General features: G+C 66.2%; 19 protein-coding genes. 12 read left to right on the plus strand and 7 right to left on the minus strand.

Features of this window, described 5'->3' with window-relative positions:
- Positions 1-138 precede the first annotated feature (138 nt).
- Both CFB24_RS16745 and CFB24_RS16750 read right to left on the minus strand, forming a co-directional pair.
- A complete protein-coding gene (locus CFB24_RS16745; RefSeq protein ID WP_088521792.1) occupies positions 139-993 on the minus strand; it encodes a transglutaminase-like domain-containing protein in 855 nt (284 codons plus the stop codon).
- Positions 994-1,086: 93 nt separating this feature from the next.
- On the minus strand, positions 1,087-1,386 hold the full coding sequence (locus tag CFB24_RS16750; RefSeq protein WP_244593240.1) for a hypothetical protein: 300 nt from the start codon (positions 1,384-1,386) through the stop codon (positions 1,087-1,089).
- A gap of 654 nt (positions 1,387-2,040) precedes the next feature.
- Here CFB24_RS16750 and CFB24_RS16755 point away from each other — a divergent pair.
- The 5 genes from CFB24_RS16755 (at position 2,041) to CFB24_RS16770 (ending at position 12,079) form a co-directional block, all read left to right on the plus strand.
- Entirely contained in the window at positions 2,041-2,337 is a 297-nt protein-coding gene (locus tag CFB24_RS16755; RefSeq protein ID WP_244593239.1) for a cold-shock protein, read from the plus strand.
- Between the two features lie 90 nt (positions 2,338-2,427).
- Positions 2,428-2,562, plus strand: a complete 135-nt coding sequence (locus CFB24_RS23950) for a hypothetical protein (protein ID WP_264582810.1) — start codon at positions 2,428-2,430, stop codon at positions 2,560-2,562.
- Positions 2,563-2,583: 21 nt separating this feature from the next.
- Positions 2,584-2,913: a hypothetical protein gene (locus CFB24_RS16760; RefSeq protein ID WP_088521793.1), complete on the plus strand. Its 330-nt coding sequence runs from the start codon at positions 2,584-2,586 to the stop codon at positions 2,911-2,913.
- Positions 2,906-3,385, plus strand: coding sequence for a hypothetical protein (locus CFB24_RS16765; RefSeq protein ID WP_088521794.1), 480 nt, complete (start codon positions 2,906-2,908; stop codon positions 3,383-3,385). Before CFB24_RS16760 ends, CFB24_RS16765 begins: the two co-directional genes overlap by 8 nt.
- Positions 3,386-3,541: 156 nt before the next feature.
- Positions 3,542-12,079 carry a glycoside hydrolase family 94 protein gene (locus CFB24_RS16770; protein ID WP_244593238.1) on the plus strand — a complete coding sequence of 2,846 codons (8,538 nt, stop codon included), beginning with the start codon at positions 3,542-3,544 and terminating at the stop codon, positions 12,077-12,079.
- A 121-nt stretch (positions 12,080-12,200) separates the two neighbouring features.
- On the opposite strand, the gene CFB24_RS16775 is transcribed toward CFB24_RS16770, so the two are convergent.
- The 3 genes from CFB24_RS16775 to CFB24_RS16785 form a co-directional block, all read right to left on the minus strand.
- Positions 12,201-12,719 carry a hypothetical protein gene (locus CFB24_RS16775; RefSeq protein ID WP_141098476.1) on the minus strand — a complete coding sequence of 173 codons (519 nt, stop codon included), beginning with the start codon at positions 12,717-12,719 and terminating at the stop codon, positions 12,201-12,203.
- Between the two features lie 95 nt (positions 12,720-12,814).
- On the minus strand, positions 12,815-13,249 hold the full coding sequence (locus CFB24_RS16780; protein ID WP_088521797.1) for an RrF2 family transcriptional regulator: 435 nt from the start codon (positions 13,247-13,249) through the stop codon (positions 12,815-12,817).
- A 100-nt stretch (positions 13,250-13,349) separates the two neighbouring features.
- On the minus strand, positions 13,350-13,952 hold the full coding sequence (locus CFB24_RS16785; RefSeq protein ID WP_158255247.1) for a helix-turn-helix domain-containing protein: 603 nt from the start codon (positions 13,950-13,952) through the stop codon (positions 13,350-13,352).
- A 368-nt stretch (positions 13,953-14,320) separates the two neighbouring features.
- Here CFB24_RS16785 and CFB24_RS16790 point away from each other — a divergent pair, with 368 nt between their 5' ends.
- The 7 genes from CFB24_RS16790 (at position 14,321) to CFB24_RS16820 (ending at position 20,230) form a co-directional block, all read left to right on the plus strand.
- Entirely contained in the window at positions 14,321-14,485 is a 165-nt protein-coding gene (locus CFB24_RS16790) for a hypothetical protein (protein ID WP_244593237.1), read from the plus strand.
- Positions 14,486-14,703: 218 nt separating this feature from the next.
- Positions 14,704-15,789 (plus strand): ABC transporter substrate-binding protein, encoded by a 1,086-nt coding sequence (locus CFB24_RS16795; protein WP_088521800.1) that lies wholly within the window; start codon positions 14,704-14,706, stop codon positions 15,787-15,789.
- Between the two features lie 10 nt (positions 15,790-15,799).
- On the plus strand, positions 15,800-16,816 hold the full coding sequence (locus CFB24_RS16800; protein WP_088521801.1) for an ABC transporter permease: 1,017 nt from the start codon (positions 15,800-15,802) through the stop codon (positions 16,814-16,816).
- A complete protein-coding gene (locus tag CFB24_RS16805; protein ID WP_088521802.1) occupies positions 16,810-17,598 on the plus strand; it encodes an ABC transporter ATP-binding protein in 789 nt (262 codons plus the stop codon). Before CFB24_RS16800 ends, CFB24_RS16805 begins: the two co-directional genes overlap by 7 nt.
- Before the next feature lie 12 nt (positions 17,599-17,610).
- Complete coding sequence (locus CFB24_RS16810) at positions 17,611-18,618, plus strand: CoA transferase subunit A (protein WP_088521803.1); 1,008 nt, start codon at positions 17,611-17,613, stop codon at positions 18,616-18,618.
- The gene (locus CFB24_RS16815) at positions 18,615-19,409 is read left to right on the plus strand and encodes a CoA-transferase subunit beta (protein ID WP_088521804.1); all 795 of its coding nucleotides are present in this window, start codon (positions 18,615-18,617) and stop codon (positions 19,407-19,409) included. Before CFB24_RS16810 ends, CFB24_RS16815 begins: the two co-directional genes overlap by 4 nt.
- Positions 19,410-19,444: 35 nt before the next feature.
- A complete protein-coding gene (locus tag CFB24_RS16820) occupies positions 19,445-20,230 on the plus strand; it encodes an enoyl-CoA hydratase (RefSeq protein ID WP_088521805.1) in 786 nt (261 codons plus the stop codon).
- A gap of 15 nt (positions 20,231-20,245) precedes the next feature.
- Here the strand turns inward: CFB24_RS16820 and CFB24_RS16825 are convergent, their stop codons facing one another.
- Positions 20,246-21,268: a sulfate/molybdate ABC transporter ATP-binding protein gene (locus CFB24_RS16825; protein ID WP_088521806.1), complete on the minus strand. Its 1,023-nt coding sequence runs from the start codon at positions 21,266-21,268 to the stop codon at positions 20,246-20,248.
- Entirely contained in the window at positions 21,265-22,287 is a 1,023-nt protein-coding gene (locus CFB24_RS16830) for a sulfate ABC transporter permease (protein WP_088521807.1), read from the minus strand. Before CFB24_RS16830 ends, CFB24_RS16825 begins: the two co-directional genes overlap by 4 nt.
- Positions 22,288-22,290: the final 3 nt, after the last annotated feature.

Below are 22,290 nucleotides of genomic sequence, written 5' to 3' on the forward strand. Positions count from 1 at the left end.
CGGTGCGCCTCAATGCGCTTATGCGCTTTGAGGCATATCAAAGCATGAGGCCGCGTCTTTGAAACCGCAAGGCGAGTCAGGACGATGTTGCGTCGGTCTGCGATCAAGCCCCGCGCGCGAGTCGGGGCAGGGGCTCGCTCAAAGAGCGCCTTCGCTTTGCGTTGGCGGCGGCGGAAATCCCGATGCGGGCGCCTGCAAGGCATAGGTCCACACCCGAAAGGTTTTCAGGATATGCGGGCCGAATGAGTTGATCAGCGGCACATCGGCGGCGTCGCGCCCGCGCGCGACGACGATCCGGCCGATCCTGGGAACGTTGAGGCGCGCATCGAACGTATGCCAGGCGCCGTCGAGATAAACCTCCATCCATGCGCTGAAATCCATCGGGCCTCCGTCGGGAACGCCGATGTCGCCAAGATGGCCGTTCACATAGCGCGCTGGAATATTCAGGCACCGGCAAAACGTGACCGCCAGATGCGCGAAGTCGCGGCACACTCCGACGCGCTCGTGAAAGACCTCCCACGCGGAGCGGGTCGCGCGCGCCTGCATGTAGTCGAAATGGATGTGGCCGTGGACGAAGTCGCAGACCGCCTGCACGCGGCCCCAGCCGGGCGCAATCTTTCCGAATGTGTCCCAGGCGATCTGGCTGAGGCGGTCCGTCTCGCAATAACGGCTGCCCATGAGAAAGACGAGGCACTCGACCGGCAGGTCCTGCACGGGCGTTTCCCGGGCCTCCGGGATGACCGGGTCCGGCCTGCCGTCATCTTCGAGCGTGGCGTCGCCCCAGATCATCAGGTCGCCCCGCGGCGCGACGAGGCGCAGGCAGCGATTGCCGTAGAGGTCCCGGTAGGTCGAGACCGGCGTGATCGGAGTCGTGAATGTTTTTTCGGGATCGCGAATGTCGCCCCTGCGCTCCTCGTGCACCGACAGCAGGCACACCAGCGGCGTCGGTTGCGCGCAGGTCAGGGTGATCTCGTAGCCATAGCGAATCAGCATTGTCGCCGCCTTCCGGGAAATCTTTGAAGCTCAGTGTGTTCAGGTTGCTGCGACGCCGGCTTCTCGATCTCGCGATGGCGGCGTTGCCGCGCTTCAGCCATGACCGAAGGTTCTGGCGATCAGATCGGCGCCGCCGGACCTTGCGTCCACCGCTTCGAGTTCATTCTGTGACGCCAGCCGCTCATGGGTCTCGTCATCGTTGCGGATGCGGTATTGCGGAAACTCTCCCAGCAGCGGAAGCGTGCGGGTGACGTGGTAAACGCCCTTGGCCAGAGTCCGTTGCGCGAAACCGCCCTTCAGCCGAACGGACTGCCCCACCACGTAGAGGTGCGGCGCGCTTTCATGGCCGGCCTTGCGGGGGGCGCGGCGGCAAATCTGCGTTGTATTCATCATGTGTGTTATCTTTCGTTTCGGCGGTCGCAGCCGAAGGGCGCCTCATCCGAGGCGTCGGGCGTTTGCGGGCCGATCGCGGGCCAAGGATCGCGGGCCAAGGGATGCGATGCGCAACGCGCCAAGCGTGCGATCAGGACGCGACGGCGTCGGGTTGCGGCCATTCTCTGGCCGCGGCGGCGATGGGGGCTTGTCCGATGGCGCCCACCTGAGCAGGAACGCCTCCGAGCCGCCAGTACATCCGTGGTCGGCGTCGGAACACAGTCCAACTCGCGATGAGCTGATCGCAGCGCTCAACAGCGCAGCCACCAAGTCTCGTAAATTTGAAGGAGGATGGCGGGTCTCTGACACCGCGTAGCCATTTCGGCCAAATCAACGCAATAACTATGCGCCTTGATTGCGTTCAAGACAAGACAAATCGCAGGATTGTTTCCTGGCGGCGCGAACGACTTTTCGTCCGCACGCGATTCCACCCGTGATCTCCCAAGTACCGGTCCTTCGCGTCAAAAAAACATCAATCCCCCCGAGGCGGCGCAGAAATTGCCTGCGACAGAAAATATAAAAAAAGAAAGTCGCTTGTAAAAATATAAATAACTCCTATTTTGATTTTGTCGGACAGTGGTCTCTTGGCGTCTTTTCTACGGAAATACGTCTGGCATGCCCCTCAAATATCCTGCCAAAACGTGCAAATTCGACCGCCGGCTGCGTCCGCAAGCATGTTGGCTTGTGCAGAAAGGGGTTTCCATGTCTCAGGAGACCGTGGAAGGGTTTAATCCGCAAAATGGCTTCAGTTTCATCGCGTTGGATGGCGGCGGTCAAGACGACTTCGCCCATTCCGGCGCGGTCGAGCGCGTCGGCGCAACCCAATGGCGCGAGAGTGACGGGGTTCTGTTCGAACTCGTCGCGCGCCGCGGCGGAAATATTTCGGCGGAAAAGATCAAAATCGTGAATTGACCTTCGCGCCGGAAGGCGTCCTGCGCCTCAAGGTTTTGAGGCTTCTCTTTCCATCGGGCGCGCCGTCAGGGCGCGCGACAGGAGTGACGCATGGCCCAGGAACGCAAGCGCGGCAATCGCGAAGCCAAGAAGCCGAAGGCGGCCAAGCCGGCGGCGGATCCCAATCCGCCGAAAATGCCGCTGGGGCGATCCACCCCGATCAAAACGCCGAAGCCGGCGCGGTGAACAGGAAGAACGAGCAAGACTATGGCTTTCAAGACAAAGGCGCTGCGCTATCTCGGACGGCTGTCCGGACGCGGCGAGATCATTCACAACGGCAAGAAGATGGCGCCGGCGACCTTCGATTTCGACGGGTATCACCGCCCCGCGGCTGGCGTTTCGGGGTGCGGCGAGATCCGCCTGGACGCCGATGCGCTGAAAGGTCTCTTCGGCCGCAACGACCTGCAAATGCTGACGGAGCAGGGGCAGGTCTTCGACATCATCTTCTCGGACAAGGTGTTGCCCGACGAAAGTTGCGTCGCCCACATCGATTTGACCGGCATGCTCGATCCCGCCGATTGGCGTCTTCGTGGCTGAACGCCCGCCAACCCGGAGCCGGAACGGCGCGCCAAAAGCGTTTCCGCCGCTGGGAGCCGAGTTCGAGCCTTTCCTCTATGCCGTGCTCTACGAGGACGGACATGGCATGCCGCTGACCATGGTGTCGGCGATCGCGCGCTCCGGCGCCGATCCGTGGAAAGAAGCGGCGCGCATCGCAAAAATGCCCAAACCCCTGGCGCTCGACGCACTGGCGGGTCTCATGCCGGGACGCAGCGACGCGACCGTCATCGCCGACCGCATGCTCGCGCTGCTTCAGCCCGCCCGGCGAATGGCGACCGTACCCCTCATCGGCGGCGTTCATGCAAAGCCGCGCTGGAGCCCGCTTGTTCCAGCCATTCTCATCTTGCTGCTCATTTTGACGCTGGCCGCCGTTTTCCGGCGGACGCCGCACATCGATGCGGGCGCGTTTGAGCAGCCGGCGGCGCCGGTGGCCGAAAAGGCCGATCCGTAACGCCATCGCCCATCCTCAAGGCGCGTCCCGGCGCCAGGAGGATGCGAGTCTTCCCACCCAAACGAACTTTGCCGCTTGCCGCCGCCCCGCAGGACGCCACGGTGTCGCACGCACATGAGGGCGCGCCTGTCCTCCGACATGAATTCGAGGCTCTTCTTGAAATTTTTCAACCGTTTCGCGCGCGCGCCGTCGGCCTGGGACAATCCCGAACCCGTCCGCGAAGAATTGTTCAGCGCGGAGCGTCTCGACGACCATGCGCGCAGTCTCGCCGCCGCGCAGACGGTGACGCCCGAGCCGATCAGGGTGCGGCCGCTCTCCACCCGCCTCGCGCAGAACAGCGCGGTCCTGCTCGCCGCCTACAAGACATTGCTGCAGGGAACCGAAGAGGGCCGCGCCGTCACGCCCACGGCCGAATGGCTGATCGACAATTATCATCTCATCGAGAAGCAGATCCGCGCCATTCAATCGGACCTGCCCGCCGGCTATTACCGGCAACTGCCCAAGCTCGGCGTCGGGCCGTTCGCCGGCTATCCTCGCGTATTCGGCATGGCCTGGGCGTTCGTGGCCCACACGGACAGCCGTTTCGACCCGGACATGCTGGTCGGCTATGTGCGGGCCTATCAGCAGGTGCAGCCGCTGAACATCGGCGAATTGTGGGCGGTGTCGATCACGCTGCGCCTCGTGATGATCGAGAACTTGCGGCGTCTCGCCGTGCAGATCGTGCAAGGGCGAGCGGCGCGGCATTTGGCCGACAATCTCGCTGACCGTCTGCTGGGCGCATCGGGCCAGGAGGCCCAGCCGACGCATATCGTGCTCTCCGACCACGAGGACGACGCGCGCTCGGAAGATTTCGCCCTCCAACTCATTCATCGGTTGCGCGATCAGGATCCGAAGGTCACGCCCGCGCTCGATTGGCTCGACCAGCGTCTCGCGGCGCGTGAGATCTGCGCCGACGATCTGGTGCGCGACGCGCACCGGCGCCAGGGCGCGGCCAGCGTCACCGTGCGCAACATCATCACCAGCCTGCGCCTGATCTCGGACGTCAACTGGCAGGATCTGTTCGAGGAGGTCTGCCTGGTCGATGCGGCGCTCGCCGCCGACGCCACTTACAAGACCATGGATTTCCCGACGCGCAATCTCTACCGCGGCGCCATAGAGGAATTGGCGCGCGGCTCCGAGGGCGCCGAGCTCGATATCGCCCGACAGGCCATCGCGGCGGGCAAGCGCTTTCACGATTTGACGCCGGCGCCGACGGACGCGCGGAAAACCGACACCGGCTATCATCTCATCGGCGGGGGGCGCGCCGATTTCGAGGCCGAGATCGGCTATCACCCACGCCAGCGCCGCTGGCGGGTGCGGCTGCATCGGATGAACCGCATCGGCTATTACGCGGGCGCCATCGCGGCGGCCGCCCTCATCCTGCTCGCCGCGCCGCTTTTCGCCCTTGCGGCCATGGGGGTCGGCGCGGGCGCGCTGTGGCTTCTCGGCGTTCTCGGCGCGATCCCGGCCATCGACGCGAGCGTCGCGCTGGTCAATCGCGCGGTCGGTTTCGGCTTTCACGCCAACCTGCTGCCGGCGCTGGAGCTGGCCGGCGGCATTCCCGCGCATTTGCGCACGCTCGTCGCCGTGCCGACGCTGCTGACGACGCCGGAAGCCATCGAACAGCAGATCGAGGGCCTGGAGATTCATCATCTCGCCAGCCCCGAGGGCGACCTGCATTTCGCGTTGCTGTCCGATTGGCTGGACGCCGACGAGAAACACGTCGAGGGCGACGACGCGCTGCTGGCTGTGGCCATCGCGGGCGTGGCGCGGCTGAACGCGCTTTATGGCCCCGCGCCCGGCGGCCCGCGCTTTCTGCTGCTGCATCGCCACCGCGTCTGGAACGAAAGCCAGGCGCGCTGGATCGGCTGGGAGCGCAAGCGCGGCAAGCTGCATGAACTGAACCGGTTTTTGCGCGGCGCCGACGACACCGGCTTTGTCGTTCTCGACGGCGTGCCGCTCGCGCCGCCGTTGAACGTCCGCTATGTGGTGACGCTCGACGGCGACACCCGCCTGCCGCGCGAAACCGTGCGCCGCCTGATCGGCAAGATGGCGCATCCGCTCAACCGGCCGCGATTCGACGAAGCCTCCGGCCGCATCGTCGAGGGCTATGGCGTGCTGCAACCGCGCGTCACCCCGTCGCTGCCGGTCGGGCTCGAAGGCTCGCTGTTCCAGCGCATCTTTTCCAGCCTGAGCGGCATAGATCCCTACGCCTCCGCCGTTTCCGACGTCTATCAGGACATGTTCGGCGAAGGGTCTTACGCCGGCAAGGGCATTTACGACATCGACGCGTTCGAGGCCGCCCTGGCGGGCCGCGCGCCCGACTCGACGCTGCTCAGTCATGACTTGTTCGAAGGCGTGTTCGCCCGCGCCGGCTTGGCCTCCGACGTCGAAGTCGTCGAGGAATTTCCGTCGCGCTACGATGTCGGCGCCTTGCGCCACCATCGCTGGGCGCGCGGCGACTGGCAATTGCTGCCGTGGATTCTCGGCGTTGGGCCGCGCGCGCCGGGCGCGCCGAAAACCGCGTCGCGCATGCCGGCGATCGGGCGCTGGAAAATGCTCGACAATTTGCGCCGCACCCTTTCGGCGCCGCTGGCGGTGGTCGCCTTGCTCGCGGGCTTCCTGCTGCCGTTCCCGGCGTCGCTGGTCTGGACGCTGTTCGTCGTCGCGACCATCGCCTTGCCGTCGATGATTCCCGTGATCGCCGCGATTCCCCCGCTGCGGCCGGGCGTCACGCTCGCAAGCCATTTTCGCGCGCTCGGCGGCGATTTGAAACTCGCGCTGATCCTGTCGGCGCTCACCGTCATCTTCCTGGCCGATCAGGCCTGGCTGATGGGCGACGCCATCTGTCGCACGCTGTATCGCCTGCTCGTCAGCCGCAAGAACCTGCTGGAATGGGTTCCGGCGGCTCAGGCGTCCCAGGCGCGGCGGCTCGACCTCGCCGGCTTTTACCGGCGCATGTTCGGCGCCTCGGTCATCGGCGCGCTCACCCTGATCGCCGGACTGTTCGCCGGCGGCGGCGCGGCCCTGCTGGCTTGCGGTTGCGCGGCGCTCTGGCTGGCTTCGCCCGCCATCGCGCGCTGGGTCAGCCTGCCGCCGCGCCTCGCCGCCCGCAAGCCCCTGGCGGACGAGGACGCCCGCGCCTTGCGCCTCACGGCGCGCTGCACATGGCGTTATTTCGAAACCTTCGTCACCGCCGCCGACCACCACCTGCCGCCCGATAATTTTCAGGAAGACCCGAACGCGCTGGCGCGCCGGACCTCGCCGACCAATTTGGGCCTCTATCTGCTGGCGGCGGCCAGCGCGCACGATTTCGGCTGGATCGGCCTTGACGAGACCGTGGCGCGTCTCGAAGCGACGCTCGCGGCCATGGGCGGCATGGCGCGGTTTCGCGGCCATTTCTACAATTGGTACGACACCGGCGATCTGCGTCCGCTCGATCCCAAATATGTCTCCTCCGTCGACAGCGGCAATCTGGCCGGGCACCTGATCGCGCTGGCCAACGCCTGCCGCGAATGGCGGGCGCCCAAGGCGGACAGGGCGCGCATGCTCGTCGGCGTCGGCGACGCGCTCGCCCTGACGCGCGCGGAGGCGGCGAGCCTGCGCGATGGCCCGAAGACGCAAACCGTCACCTGGCGCCAACTCGACACCGCTTTGGCGGAGCTTGCCGGCGCCGTGGACGAAGCGCTTCGCCCGCAGGACAATTTCGCCGAGCGCCTGCTCAATCTCGCGCTGCAAGCCGCCAACATGGCCGACATGGCCAAGGCGCTCGCCAACGAGCGCGGCGACACGGCGGGCGCGGACATGCTGTTCTGGGCGCAGGCCAGCGTGAACGCCATAGCCGCGCACCGCGCCGATTTTTCGCGCGGCGCCGAGGACTCGGCGGCGCTGTGCGCGCGGCTGGAACAGCTGGAGGAGATTGCGCGGGCGATGGCGCTCGACATGGACTTCGGCTTCCTGATCGACAAGCAGCGCAACCTGCTGTCGATCGGCTGCGTCGCGCCGGAAGGCGCGCTCGACGCGAACTGCTACGACCTGCTGGCCTCGGAAGCGCGGCTGGCGAGCTTCTTCGCCATCGCCAAGGGCGATGTTCCCGCCCGCCACTGGTTCCGCCTGGGACGCGTCGCCACCCCGGTCGCCCATGGCGCCGCGCTGATCTCCTGGTCGGGATCGATGTTCGAATATCTGATGCCCTCGCTGGTGATGCGGGCGCCGGCGGGAAGCCTGCTGGACGACACCAACCGTCTGGTCGTGCGCCGGCAGATCGCCTTCGCCGAACAACAGAATCTGCCCTGGGGAGTGTCGGAATCCGCGTATAACGCGCGAGATCTGGAACTGACCTATCAATATTCGAATTTCGGCGTTCCCGGCCTTGGGCTGAAGCGCGGACTCGCGGACAATTCGGTGGTGGCGCCGTATGCGACGGGGCTGGCGGCCATGGTCGATCCGGAAGCCGCCCGCGCCAATCTGGAGCGCCTCGCCGGGATCGGCGCGCGCGGCCGCTACGGCTATTATGAGGCGCTCGATTACACCCGCGCGCGCGTGCCGGAGGGGCGGGATTTCGTCGTCGTCCGCGCCTTCATGGCCCATCATCAGGGCATGACCATCGTCGCCATCGCCAATGCCGTGCTGGACGCGAAAATGCGGACCCGCTTTCATAGCGAGCCCATGGTCCAGGCGACGGAACTTCTGTTGCAGGAGCGGATGCCGCGCGATGTCGCGGTCAGCCGCCCCTGGGCGTCGGAATTAAAGTCGCCCGTGCGGAAAGGGCGCGATGTCGAGCCGCTGGGCGAACGGCGTTTCGTCTCGCCGCATCAGGCCAATCCGGCGACGCATCTTCTGTCCAACGGATGTTTTTCCACAATGCTGACCGCCGCCGGCTCGGGCTACAGCCGCTGGGGCACGCTCGCCTTGACCCGCTGGCGCGAAGACGCGACCAGCGACGATTTCGGCTCCTACATATTCCTGCGCGACGTTCGCTCCGACGCGGTGTGGTCGGCGGCGTTCCAGCCAATCGGCCAGGAGCCGGACTCCTATCATGTCGCCTTCAACGAGGATCGCGCCGAATTCACCCGCCACGACGGCGCGCTGACCACCACGCTCGATGTGGTGGTCTCCTCCGAGAGCGATTCCGAAGTGCGGCGCGTCAGCGTCGCCAATGGCGGCGCCCGCATGCGCGAGATCGAAATCACCTCTTACGCCGAACTCGCCCTGGCGCCGCAGGCCGCCGATGTCGCCCATCCCGCCTTTTCAAAGCTGTTCGTCGCAACCGAGTTCTTGGCCGACGTCGGCGTTCTCGTCGCCACGCGGCGCCGTCGCACGCCCGACGAGCCGGAAATCTGGGTCGGCCAGCTCGCCGTCGTCGATGGCGAAGTTGTTGGCGACGCCGAATTCGAAACCGACCGCGCCCGCTTTCTCGGACGCGGGCAGGGCGTCAGAACGCCCAACGCCATGATCGACGGACGCAGGCTGTCGAACAGCGCCGGCTCCGTGCTCGACCCGATCTTCGCTCTGCGCCGTCGCGTGCGCATCGCGCCCGGCGCCGTGGCGCGCATTTCCTTCTGGACCATGGCGGCCTCGACGCGCGAAACGCTGCTCGACATCGCCGACAAGCACCGCGACGCCGCCGCTTTTTCGCGCGCGACGACGCTGGCCTGGACACAGGCGCAAGTGCAATTGCATCACCTCGGCGTCACCGCGGGCGAAGCCAGCCTGTTCCAGCGCCTCGCCAGTCCCGTGATCTACGCCAACGCAACCCTGCGGCCGCCGTCCCCGACGATCGTCGCGGGGTCCGGCGCGCAGTCGGGGCTGTGGGCGCAGGGGATTTCCGGCGACCTGCCCATCGTTCTGCTGCGGATCAACAACGCCGACGATCTCGATATCGCCCGCGAACTGCTGCAAGCGCACGAATATTGGCGGATGAAGCAACTCGCCGTCGATCTGGTGATCCTCAACGAGCGGCAGTCTTCCTATGTGCAGGACCTTCAGATCGCGCTGGAAACCCTGATCCGCGCCCGCCAGATGCGCCGCCGTCTGCCCGGCGAGGAGTCCGGCGGCGCCGCCTTCGTGCTGCGCAGCGATCTCATTCCGGCGGAAACCTCGGCGCTGCTGGCGTCGATCGCGCGTGTCGTGATCGTGGCGCAGCGCGGCGGTTTGCTGGACCAGCTCGAACGCATCGTCGAGACCGGCAAACCCGCCGTGGCGAAGCCGAAGCGTCGAATCGAACGCGCCCCGCAGCCGGCCGCGCCGCCCGCGCAAAAACTCGAATTCTTCAACGGCCTCGGCGGCTTCGCGCGAGACGGCCAAGAATATGTCGTCATTCTCGGACCGGGACAGGCGACGCCCGCGCCCTGGATCAATGTCGTCGCCAACCAAAACTTCGGCTTCCAGGCGGCGACAGAGGGCGGCGGCTATACGTGGTCGGTGAACAGTCGGGAGAACCAGCTCACGCCGTGGTCGAACGATCCGGTGTCCGACCGCTCCGGCGAAGCTTTTTTCCTGCGCGACGAGGACACCGGCGATTTCTGGAGCCCGACGGCGCTGCCCATCCGCCTGGACGAGGCGACCTATGCCGCCCGCTTCGGTCGCGGCTACTGCCGGTTCGAACACGCGAGTCACGACATTGAATCCGACCTGCTGCAATTCGTTCCGGTCGAAGGCGCCATCAAGATTTCACGCCTGAAACTCCGCAATCTCAGCAATCGCGTGCGTCATCTCAGCGTCACCGCCTTTGTGGAATGGGCGCTGGGTCCGTCGCGCTCTGCGGGTTTGCCGTTCGTGACGACGGAGCTGGATTCCACCGGCGCGATCTTCGCGCGCAACCGCTGGATCTCAGGCTTCGGCGCGCGCGTCGCCTTCGCCGATCTCTGCGGCCGCCAGACCGACTGGACCGGCGACCGTCGCGAATTCATCGGCCGTAACGGGACGCTGCGCCACCCGGCGGCGGTGGCCAGCGGCGCCGGCCTGTCGAAAACGCTGGGCGCTGGCCTCGATCCCTGCGCGGCGTTGCGCTCCGGCGTCACGCTCGCGCCCGGCGGCGTCGTCGAAATCACCTTTCTGCTCGGCCAGGGCGAGGAGGCGCAGGAGGCGCGCCGCCTTGTCGAATTTTATCGCGGCGCCGACCTCGACGCAGTCTTCGCTGAGGTCAGCCGCCATTGGGACGGCCTTCTCGGCGCCGTGACCGTCAAGACGCCTGACCGCGCCATGGACATCATGCTCAACGGCTGGCTGCTCTACCAGACCATCGCCTGCCGCCTCTGGGCGCGCGCGGCCTTCTATCAGGCCAGCGGCGCCTATGGATTCCGCGATCAGTTGCAGGACGTGCTGGCGCTGGCGGCCTCCCATCCGGCCATGACGCGCGCCCACATCTTGCGCGCGGCGGGGCGGCAGTTCCCGGAAGGCGACGTCCAGCATTGGTGGCTGCCGCATTCAGGCCAGGGCGTGCGCACCCGCATTTCCGACGACCGGGCGTGGCTGTCCCTGGTCATCGGCCACTATGTCCAGGTCAGCGGCGACGCCGCCATTCTCGACGAACCTCTCCCCTTTCTCGAGGGGCGGCGCCTGGAGCCGGCCGAGCATGACGGCTTCTTCACGCCGTCGATCGGCGAGGAAACCGCCAGCCTTTACGAACATGGCGCCCGCGCGCTCGACAGCAGTCTTGACCTCGGCGTCCATGGCCTGCCGCTGATCGGCTCCGGCGACTGGAACGACGGCATGAACCGCGTCGGCGTCGGCGGCGCCGGAGAGAGCGTCTGGCTTGGCTGGCTGGTTTTCGCCGCCCTGAACCGTTTCGCCCCGCTGGCCGAAGCGCGCGGCGACCTTGCGCGCGCGGAGAAATGGCGCGCGCATGCCGGCGTGCTCAAGACAGCGCTCGAACGCGAAGGTTGGGACGGCGACTGGTACCGGCGCGGCTTCTTCGACGACGGCGCGCCGCTTGGCTCCAGCCAGAGCGAGGAATGCCGCATCGACTGCATCGCGCAATCCTGGGCCGTCCTGTCCGGCGCGGCCTCGCCCGAACGGGCGGCGCAGGCGATGGCTTCGGTCGAGCGCGAGCTGATCCGCCCGCAAGACGGGCTGGCGCCGCTGTTCGCCCCGCCGTTTGACAAGACCGCACGCGATCCCGGCTACATCAAAGGCTATCCGCCGGGCGTCCGCGAGAACGGCGGCCAGTACACCCACGCCGCGCTGTGGTCGGTGATGGCTTTTGCCCAACTTGGCCAAGGCGACAAGGCCGCCCGACTGTTCTCGATGCTGAACCCGATCAATCACGCCCGCTCGCGCGCGGACGCGCATCGTTACAAGGTCGAGCCTTATGTCGTCGCCGCCGATGTTTATGCCGTGGCGCCGCATGTGGGCCGCGGCGGCTGGACCTGGTACACCGGATCAGCCGCCTGGATGCAGCGCGCCGGCGTGGAAGAAATCCTTGGGATCAGGAAAGAGGGGGATCGTCTCCACGTCGATCCCTGCATACCGAAAGGCTGGACGGGCTTCGATGTGTCGCTTCTGCATGACGCTTCGCGCTACGATATCTGCGTCGAGAATCCCTTGGGAGTCGAACGCGGCGTCGTTTCCGTTTCCGTAGATGGGGAAGATCTTGATTGCGTTCCGCTTTGCGCCGACGGACGCGCGCGGCGAGTCGTCGTGCGGATGGGGTGAATATCGCGCATTGGGATAAAGGCGGCGATGCGGCCGGTCACCCCATGGCCGGCGCGCGTGACGCCTGAACGCCCTTGGCATGGCGTCCCCGGCGCATCACGGCGGATTGGAAAACCGCATCTTACAAGTTTTGATGCAGTGACGCCGAGAACAGCGCCAGCACGGCGTCAGCCTCGTCTGCGGCCATTCCGCAGGCGGTGAGCGTCGCCATGTTGAGGCGTGGTTCGCCGTGTTCCCACGGGATGTCCAGCTTGCGTTCACGCCCGGCGGCCCGAAAGACGATGCGGCCTTGCACCTTCACGCCCGTCGGCTGCTCCGTAAAAGCGTCCACGAGATAAAGGTAGTAGCCGCCGTTGGTGGCTTTCGCCGCGGCCTCGACGGCGTCGGAAGGCGAGTCCTGAGGATCGACCGGAAACGGGAATACGATCTCCACGAACTGGCCGACGCGTCCATTGAGGATGGCGGCGGCCTGATCCGCGTCTTCAGGAACCACGCCGTCTATTGCGCCGGCGTAATAGTCGACCTCTGCCGCCAGCTTGGCGGCTGTGTGAGGGACCAGGAGGATAATGCGAGGGTCCATTCCTTCATTATAACCCCATCTTCGATGCGGCGTCAGCAGGCGGAGGTTGCGTAGTCGCATTCATATCGCATCGCGATATATTTCGCGGCGGCTTCGTTCAATCGGGAGAACGCCGGCATCGAGAACGGCCACGGGATTTGCGGGGCAGACGCCGGTTAGCGCAACGCCAACTGCCGGGCGAGGCCGCGCGCCCGCATGGCCGCGATGGTGGTTCTGTCCAGAATCAGCGCCATGGCGTCGCGGACGTCGAGCATGACGTCGCGGATCGCGCAGGCTTCGACGTCGCCGCAATCGGGGCAGGGGCGATAAGCGGTGCGGCTGGCGCAGGCGATCGGCGCCAGCGGGCCGTCGAGAATGCGAATCACCTGTCCGGCCGTGATGGCGTCGGCCGGGCGCGCCAGTTGGTAGCCGCCGCCCTTGCCCTTCTTGCTGGTCAAAAGACCGGCTTTGGTCAATTCCAGCAGGATCGCGTCGAGGAACTTGCGCGGAATGTTGTTGTCTTGCGCGATTTGGGCGGCGAGCGAGATTCCATCCGCTCCGGCGAGATGCATCATCGCCTTCAATCCGTATTTCGCCTTGTTCGATAGCATTCTCGTTCCATTCGCGGTCCGACCCTGGCCGCACACGGGATTTTCAGGACATTCGCCGCTCGAAAATCGACGGCGCCGAGGGGAAGTTCAAGTCCGGGCTTCAGTCGCGGGGACCGTAGGCCAGCACCAGATGCGCGATCACCTCCTCCGCGCCCAGCGCGCAATAGGCGTGGGGCACGTCGGCGTCGAAGTGAATCGCGTCGCCCGGGCCAAGCCGGTAGGCGGGTTCGCGGCCCGCGACGATTTCAAGCTCGCCTTTCACGACGAGAATGTCCTCCGACGTGCCAGGCGCGTGCGCCAGCGAATGTTCACGATGGCCGGCGGCGACCGTGAGTTCGTAGATTTCGACGCGCGGCGCCTCGCCGAACACGGTCAGGGCGCGCGAGCGGAACGCGCCGCCGCTGGATGTGAGCACATTGGCGTCGGACTTGCGGATCACCGCCGCGCCGCGCCGCGGGGCCGGCGCGATCAGGCTGCCGAACGGCACGTTGAGCGCGTTGGCGATCTTCCACAGCACGTCGATGCTCGGCGCGCGCTGGCCGTTGACGATGGCTTCGAGGCGATCGGCCGGCACGCCGGCGGCCTCGGCCAGCTTGTCCAGCGCCCCGGCTTCCTGCCGCAGGCGCGCGCGCAGCCGCGCGGCGATCACCAGAGTCAGATCCTGCTCGGTGACAGGCGGCCCTTCAGCATGCTTGGCGTTCATGTGGCGCGCTCCGGAACATGACGAACGCCATCGGATAAACCACTTATGAGGAAGGTCAAGCGCGTTCGGCGGCCGAACAGACGATTTGGCTCGCGACGCCTCGCGCGGCGAACGGTTGTTTTCCGGGCGGTCCAAGCTTCGAAACAGCCATCTCTTGATCCTTTGCGTCCCTTTTTCTATATTTTTTATATGGTTAAGCGGTTTGCCGGCCGCGCAAACAGGGGAGGGCGCGATCATGGCTTCCTGTCGATGTTGGACCGACCTGACGTCGTGTTCCGTTGTCGTCGCCCGCCCTTTGCGAGCGCCGCCCAGTTTTCGCAAACCCTTGGTCGCTCATGTCTCAAGCCTATGTCATCGAGTGCGGCGAATTGGCCGCCGGCATCGTCATCCGCGAACAGCGCGGATTTCTCTTTCATGCGGCGGCGGACGCCTATCGCCGCCTCAATGGACAGATGTTCCGGACGCCGCAGGAGGCGCAGCGCGCAGCTGAAAAACTGCGGCTTGGCAAAGGCTCCCCCGTGAAACGGATTTGAAATCCGGCGAGTCGCCGGCGTCCCGATGGGCGCGATCTCCTTCTCCAGGCCCGAACGGTTGTCGCCGTCCGGGCCTGTTTCATTGCGGGCGCGAAGCCGCCAAATCGGTGAAAAAATATCTGGTCTATAAAAATAATAGACTATATCCTGAAGGCAGAGTCGATGAGCTTCGCTGACGCATCCGCGCGAAGCCGCCTCGCACAAGGAGTTTGGTCTGAATGAACCGCAAGGATAATTTCGGCTCGCGTCGCGCCTTCCTGGTTGGCGCCGCTTCCGTCGGCGCCTCGGTCCCGCTGGGGCTGGTCGGCGAAACCGTCTTCGCCACGCCGCAAATTCCCCGCGCGCCGTTCGAGGGCGCGCCGATCTGCACGACGGCGGCGGGCGACGCCGCGGCCGCCGCCGGGCCGCTGAAGAAAATCACCTTCGCCTGGAACGCCGGGGCGCCGTGCCTGGTCGGCGTCACCGTCGCCAAGGAAAAGGGCTTTTTCGCCAAACACGGCCTCGACGTCGAGCTGACCAATTATTCCGGCTCGACCGACCAGTTGCTGGAAACGCTGGCCACCGGCAAGGCCGACGCCGCCGCCGGCATGGCGTTGCGCTGGCTGAAGCCGATGGAGCAGGGGTTCGACGTCAAGATCGTCGCCTCGACCCATGGCGGCTGCCTGCGCCTGCTGGCGCCGACCGCCTCGAACATTAAAAACCTGAAGGATCTCAAGGGGAAAATCATCGCCGTCAGCGACATGAATTCGCCCGGCAAGAATTTTTTCGCCATCCGGCTGAAGAAGGTCGGGCTGGACCCCGAAAAAGACGTCGAGTTCAAGCAATTCCCCGGCCCGCTGCTGCGCGTGTCGGTGGAAAAGGGCGAGGCCCATGCGCTGGCCGACAACGACCCGCTGACTTTCCTGTTCCAGAAGGACGGCGCCTTCCGCGAAATCTCGTCCAATCTCGACGGCGAATACGCCTCCCGCGTCTGCTGCATCATCGGCGTGCGCGGCAGTCTCATCCGCGACGACAAGCCGACGGCGGCGGCGATCGCCCGCGCGCTGATCGAGGCGTCGGAATACGCCGCGCATCATCCCGAGGAAGCCGCCGCGACCTATGCGCCCTACGGACCGGGCAAGGTGGAGCTGGCCGATCTGGTGACGCTGGCCAAATATCACAGCCACCACCATCACCCCGTCGGGGCCGACCTGAAGAAGGAGTTGGCGCTCTACGCCGAGGAGCTGAAGCTGGTGTCGATCTTCAAGCCCTCGACCGATCCCGCAAAATTCGCCGAACGCATCTACGCCGACGTGCTGAGCTGAGGAGGTTGCGATGTCGCTGATTTCAATCGAGGCCGCGTCCGCCGGCGCCGCGCCCACGCGCGGCCTGCCGTCGCGGGAGACGCTGACGCGCGCCGCGCTGGCGATCGCCGCCGGGGCGGCGTGGATCGCCTTCGCCTTCGTCACGCGCCATTGGCCGGACGCCGGCGAATGGGGGCGGGGCGAGGAACTGGCTCAGGCGGCGGCCGGTTTTGGCGCGGCCCTGTTTCTCGCCGGCCTGCTCGGCGGCCTGTGGCCGCGCGGCGCCGAGCGTTTGCGCCGCTATACGCCGTGGCTGCTGGCGCTGGGCCTGTTCTTCATCCTGTGGCAGGCGACCACCGCCAAGCTCGCGCTGCTGCCGCAGCCGTTCTTCCCGCCGCCGCATGCGCTGGTCGAGGTGTTCGTGGACGATTGGCCGAAGCTGTGGGAGAGCGTGGTCGCCTCGCTTAAGCTGGAGCTGCTCGGCTTCCTCGCCGGCGCCGGCGCCGGCTTCGTCGTCGGCGTGTCCTTGGGCTGGTCGCGCGCCTTCGGCTACTGGGTCCATCCGGCGATGCGGCTGATCGGCCCGATGCCGTCGATCGCCTGGCTGCCGATCGCGTTTTTCGCCTTTCCGTCGAGCTATTCCGCGTCGATCTTCCTGATCGGCCTGACCACGGGCTTTCCGGTGGCGGTGCTGACCTGGTCCGGCGTCGCCAGCGTCAATTCCGCCTATTACGACGTGGCGCGCACGCTGGGCGCCAGCCGCGCCTTCCTGATCTTCAAGGTGGCGATTCCCGCCGCGCTGCCGCATGTGTTCGTCGGCCTGTTCATGGGGCTGGGCGCCTCCTTCGCGGTGCTGGTCACCGCCGAAATGATGGGCGTGAAGGCGGGGCTGGGCTTCTACCTGCAATGGGCGCAGGGGTGGGCCGCCTACGCCAATATGTATGCGGCGCTGCTGGTGATGTCGCTGATGTGCTCGGGCCTGATCACGCTGCTGTTCCGGCTGCGCGACCGGCTGTTGTCCTGGCAGAAGGCGGAGGTGCAGTGGTGAGTCTCGCTCATGACATCGCCCGCGAACCCGGCGTCGAAATCTCGGTCCACGAGGTCAGCCATCGCTTCGATCTCGAAGGCGCGCCGCTGCCCGTGCTCGACCGGGTCAGCTTCACCGCGCGCCGCGGCGAATTCGTCGCGCTGCTCGGCCCCTCCGGCTGCGGAAAATCGACGCTGCTGCGGCTGGTCGCGGGGCTGGAGCCTCCGACCGAGGGCGTGGTCGCCGCCGATGGCGCGCGCATCGACGGCCCCGATCCGTCGCGCGTCGTGGTGTTTCAGGATCCGACCCTGTTCCCCTGGCGCAATGTGCGCGACAATGTCGCGCTTGGGCTTGAGGCGCAGGGCCTGCTGAAGCAGCGCGGCGCCCGGATCGACGAAACGCTGCGCCTCGTCGGTCTGGAGAATTTCGCCAAGGCGTTGCCGCATCAATTGTCCGGCGGCATGGCGCAACGCGTCGCGTTGGCGCGCGCCCTGGTCAACGATCCCGATCTGCTCATCCTCGACGAGCCGCTCGGCAAGCTTGACTCGCTCACCCGCCTGTCGATGCAGGGCGAAATCGTCAATCTGTGGCGCCGCGCCGGCTTCACCGCCCTGCTGGTCACGCATGACATCGAGGAGGCGCTGCTGATGGCGACGCGGGTGATCGTGTTCAGCGAACGCCCGGCCTCGATCAAGGCCGACATCGCCATCGACAAGCCTTATCCGCGCCATCGCGACGATCCCGACCTGGTCGAGCGCCGCCGCGAAATCCTCGGCCTGCTCGGCCTCGACGCCTCCTGGTAAGACGGACTTTTTATGCCCAACAAATTGATCTCACTGGCTGAAGCGGGCCGCCGCTTCAGCTGGGACGGCATGTGCTACGCCAGCGGCGCCGCGCTGCCGGTCGGCTCCGACGCGCTGGTGTTCGGCCGCGAACTGCTGCGCCAGAAACGCAAGGATCTGCACGCCATTTTCCATTGCTGCGGCCAGCAGCTCAATCTGCTGGCGGCGGCCGGCGCGGCGACCAAGGCGGAATGCGGCTTCGCCGCGCTGGAAGTGGTCGGCTTCGCCAATGGCCTGCGCCGTGCGGTCGAAAGCGGGCGTCTGGCGCTGGAGGATTATTCCAACCTCGCCATGGCCCTGCGCCTGCTCGGCGGCGCGCTGAACTGGCCGTTCGTGCCGGCGACGGTGAACATCGGCTCCGACTTGCAGGACCGCAGCGCCTTCGCCCCCGACGCCTATCCGTCGCGAGAGAAAATTCCCGCCATCACCGATCCGTTCAGCGGCAAGGAGATCGGCGCCTTCAGCCCGCTCAAGCCCGATGTCGCCGCCATTCACGTCACGCTTGCCGACGCCAATGGCAACGCCATCCTGCTCGGCACGGAATGGAGCCGCTTCGAGCTTTCGCGCGCGGCGAAGCGGGTGGTGGTGATCGCCGACGCCATCGTCGATCCCGGCTGCATCCGGCAATATCCCAATCTCGTCCGCATCCCCGAACTCCTTGTCGAGGCCGTGGTTTACTGGCCCTTCGCCGCGTGGCCGCATTCCTCGCCGGGCATGTACGACATGGACGAGGAACACATGTTCTTCATGAACAAGGCGCTGGCCAGCGAGCAGGGAACGGCGGACTACATTCGCGATTTCGTCGAGAGCTATTCGGACCTCGACAGCTATCTCGACATGATCGGCCGCGACAAAATCGCGCATCTGTCCGACAGCGTCTCCAGCTTCCTGCTCGACCCCTATCGCCGTTGGATACTGCCCGCCGACGAGGTCGCGCGCCTGACGGCGCCGGACGCCGGATCGAAGGAGATCGCGGCATGAGCGCGGCGCTCGATTACACGCGTCAGGAGATGATGGCCATCGCCACGGGACGCGAGATCCGCGATGGCGAACTGGCGATTTTCGGCGTGGGCCTGTCCATGCTGGCGGGGTTCTTCGCCCAGGCCAATCACGCGCCCAACCTGCGCAGCATGACCGAAGGCGGGGTTTACGGCGCGACGCCGGTCGGCGGCCTGCCCTGGGGCATCGAATGCAACCGCCTCGCCGCCAACGCCACCAGTTTCACTTCGGCGCTGGACGCGCTGGGCTTTCTGGTGGCCTCGGGCCGCTGCGACGTCGGCGTGATCGGCGCGGCGCAGGTGGACAAGTTCGGCAATGTCAACACGACAGGAATCTGGGACGGCGACATCGGCCCGCATTACCGGCCGCCGAAGACGCGACTGCCCGGCGCCGGCGGGGCCAATGACATCGCCTGCGGCGCCGGCCGCTTCATCGTGATGGCCAGCCACGAGCGCAAACGCTTCACCAACAAGGTCGATTACATCAGTTCGCCCGGCTATCTCGACGGCGGCGACTCGCGTGCGCGAAAAGGGTTCGTCGGCGGCGGCCCCTCGGCGATCGTCACCACGCTCGGAATCCTCCGGCCGGAGCCGGGAACGCGCGAATTCGTGCTCGACGGCTGGTTCGCCTTTTCCAGCGTCGATGAAATCAAGGCCCACACCGGCTGGGACTTGCGGGTCGCGCCGGATGCGCGCGAAATTCCCGAGCCGACCGCCACGGAGCTGGCGAATTTGCGCCGGGTCGATGAGACCGGCGCCTTGCGCAAGAAATAAACCTCCGCAAAATTGATCCGAACCTGGAGACAGCCATGACTGAGGCTCCCTTGTTGCTGCGCGCCGACGATTCCGGCGTGGTCACCCTCACGTTGAACCGCCCGCAGGCGCGCAACGGCCTGTCGCTCGGTCTGTTGCAGGCGTTGCGCGACGCGCTGGCGCAGATCGACGCCGACCCCGCCGCGCGCGTCGTCATCATCGCCGGGGCCGGCCCGGCCTTTTGCGCCGGGCACGATCTCAAGGAATTGCGCGCGAAGAATTACGACCCCGCCTATGTCGACGCTCTCTTCGCCTTATGCGCAGATGTGATGCAGGCCATCATCCATCTGTCCAAGCCGGTGATCGCGCGGGTGCATGGCGTCGCCACGGCTGCGGGCGCGCAACTGGTCGCCAGCGCCGATCTGGCGTTCGCCGCCGAGGACGCCCGCTTCGCCACGCCGGGCGTCAATATCGGCCTGTTCTGCTCGACGCCGATGGTGGCGCTGTCGCGCAATGTCGGCAAGAAACAGGCGATGGAGATGCTGCTGTCCGGCGATCTGATCGACGCGCCGACCGCGCTGCGGTTCGGCCTGATCAATGCGGTGGTTCCGGCGGCGGAGCTGGAGGCGCAGGCTCTGGCGTTCGCGCGGAAAATCGCGTCGAAATCGCCGCTGACGCTGGCCATTGGCAAGAAGGCGTTTTACGCGCAGGCGGAGCTGCCGCTGGCCGAGGCCTACGCCTATACGCGCGAGGTGATGGCGCAGAACCTCAAGGCGCAGGACGCGCGCGAGGGCATCGGCGCCTTCCTCGACAAGCGCGTCCCGGTCTGGACCGGGACGTAAGCGTCCGGCCGCGCGTCAGATGACAAAGTCGGGGACGTATTCCTGCGCGTTGCGCAGGGCGAACCAGACTTTGTCGCCGCGTTTCAGGTTGAGGTCGCGGAAGGTCGGCGCGCTGACCTCGACATCGACATGGGTCTTGTCCTCGGTTTCCAGCTCGATCTTCACCACGGCGCCGCCGAAGCCGATATGCGTCACCACGCCGGGCCGGGCGCTCGCGCCCGCCGCGTTGGGATCCCGGGCGATGGCGATGTCATGCGGGCGCACCAGCGCCTCGCCGGGCTCGTCGCCGCGCGTGCGGCCGTGGAACAGGTTGTAATTGCCTAAAAATTTGAACACGAAGGGGCTGGCGGGCTTTTCATAGACCTCCTGCGGCGGGGCGTATTGCTCGATCCGCCCGGCGTTCATCACCGCGACGCGGTCGGACACTTCCAGCGCTTCCTCCTGGTCGTGGGTGACGAAAATGGTAGTGACGTGGATCGTGTCGTGCAGGCGGCGCAGCCAGCGGCGGAGTTCCCTGCGCACCGTCGCGTCGAGCGCGCCAAAAGGCTCGTCGAGCAGCAGCACGCGCGGTTCGACCGCCAGCGCGCGGGCCAGCGCCACGCGCTGGCGCTGGCCGCCCGAAAGCTGCGAGGGATAGCGCTGGCTGAGATTGCCAAGCTGGATCAGGTCGAGCAGCGATTGCGTCTTTTCGCGGATCTGCGCCTCGCTCGGGCGCTCGCGGCGCGGCTTGGCGCGCAGGCCGAAGGCGATGTTCTCGAACACGTTCATGTGCTTGAACAAGGCGTAGTGCTGGAAGACGAAGCCGATCCGCCGCTTGCCGAGATCGACGTTGGAGACGTCGACATCGTCGAACAGCACCGGGCCGGAGCCTTCGTCCGCCTGCTCGATGCCCGCGATCACCCGCAACAGCGTGGTCTTGCCGGAGCCGGACGGCCCGAGCAGCGCCACCAGCTCGCCGGAATTGATCTTGAGGTCGATGTCGCGCAGAATCCTTTCGCCGCCATAACTCTTGGAAATGTTGCGGATTTCAATGGTCATTGCTTTCCCTCGGCGGTGGCGTGATCGCGCGCCGTCTTCCATTCGATCGCGGTCTTGGCGACCAGCGTGAAGACGGCGAGCAGCGTCAGCACGGAGGCGACGGTGAACGCCGCCTGGTTGTTATATTCGTTCCAGAGTTTTTCGATGCGCAGCGGCATGGTGTCGTTCACGTCGATATGGCCGGAGACCACCGACACCGCGCCGAATTCGCCAAACGCGCGCGCCGTGCACAGGATCACGCCGTAGAGCAGCGCCCATTTCACATTGGGCGCAGTGATCTTCCAAAACGTGCGCCAGCCCGAGGCGCCGAGCGACAGCGCCGCCAACTCCTCGTCGGTCCCCTGCGATTCCATCAGCGGCGTCAGCGACCGCGCCACGAACGGGAAGGTGACGAAGATGCTCGCCATCACGATCGCCAGCGGCGTGAAGATCACGCCGGTGAAATCGCGCTCGAAGTCGAGCGGAAAGCCGGCGTCGAACCCGACCCAGCGCAGCGAGAACGGGTCGGGCCAGGACAGATGGGTGGCCCAGTCGCCGAACACGCCGTTGCGGCCGAGCAACAGCACGAAGACCAGGCCGGCGACGACGGGTGAAACGGAAAACGGCAGGTCGATCAGCGAGACCAGCAGCGCGCGCCCGCGAAAGCGGAATTTCGTGGTCGCCCAGGCCGCCGCGAGGCCGAACACGATGTTGAGCGGCACGACCACCGCCGCCACGGCCAGCGTCAGGCGGATGGCGCTCCAGGTGCGCTCGCTCTGCACGGCGGCTTCCGCCAGCTTGCGTTGCTGAATGACGCCGAGCGTCGCGCCTTCGGGCGGCGACGGCGGCCAGAACACCGCGAGATAGCCGTCAAGTCCCTTGGCGAAGGCCTGCGCGAACACGTTGACCAGCGGCGCGAGGATGAAGATCGACAGAAAGCCGATCGTCAGCGCGATCAGCAGGGCGCGAACGCGCGGGTTGCCGTTGGCGGCGCGGCGATTGAGGGTGGCGGATGTGGATGCGAGGGGCGCTCCGGCCATGGG

It is taken from the genome of Rhodoblastus acidophilus (genome assembly GCF_900187365.1).
GTDB lineage: Bacteria > Pseudomonadota > Alphaproteobacteria > Rhizobiales > Beijerinckiaceae > Rhodoblastus > Rhodoblastus acidophilus.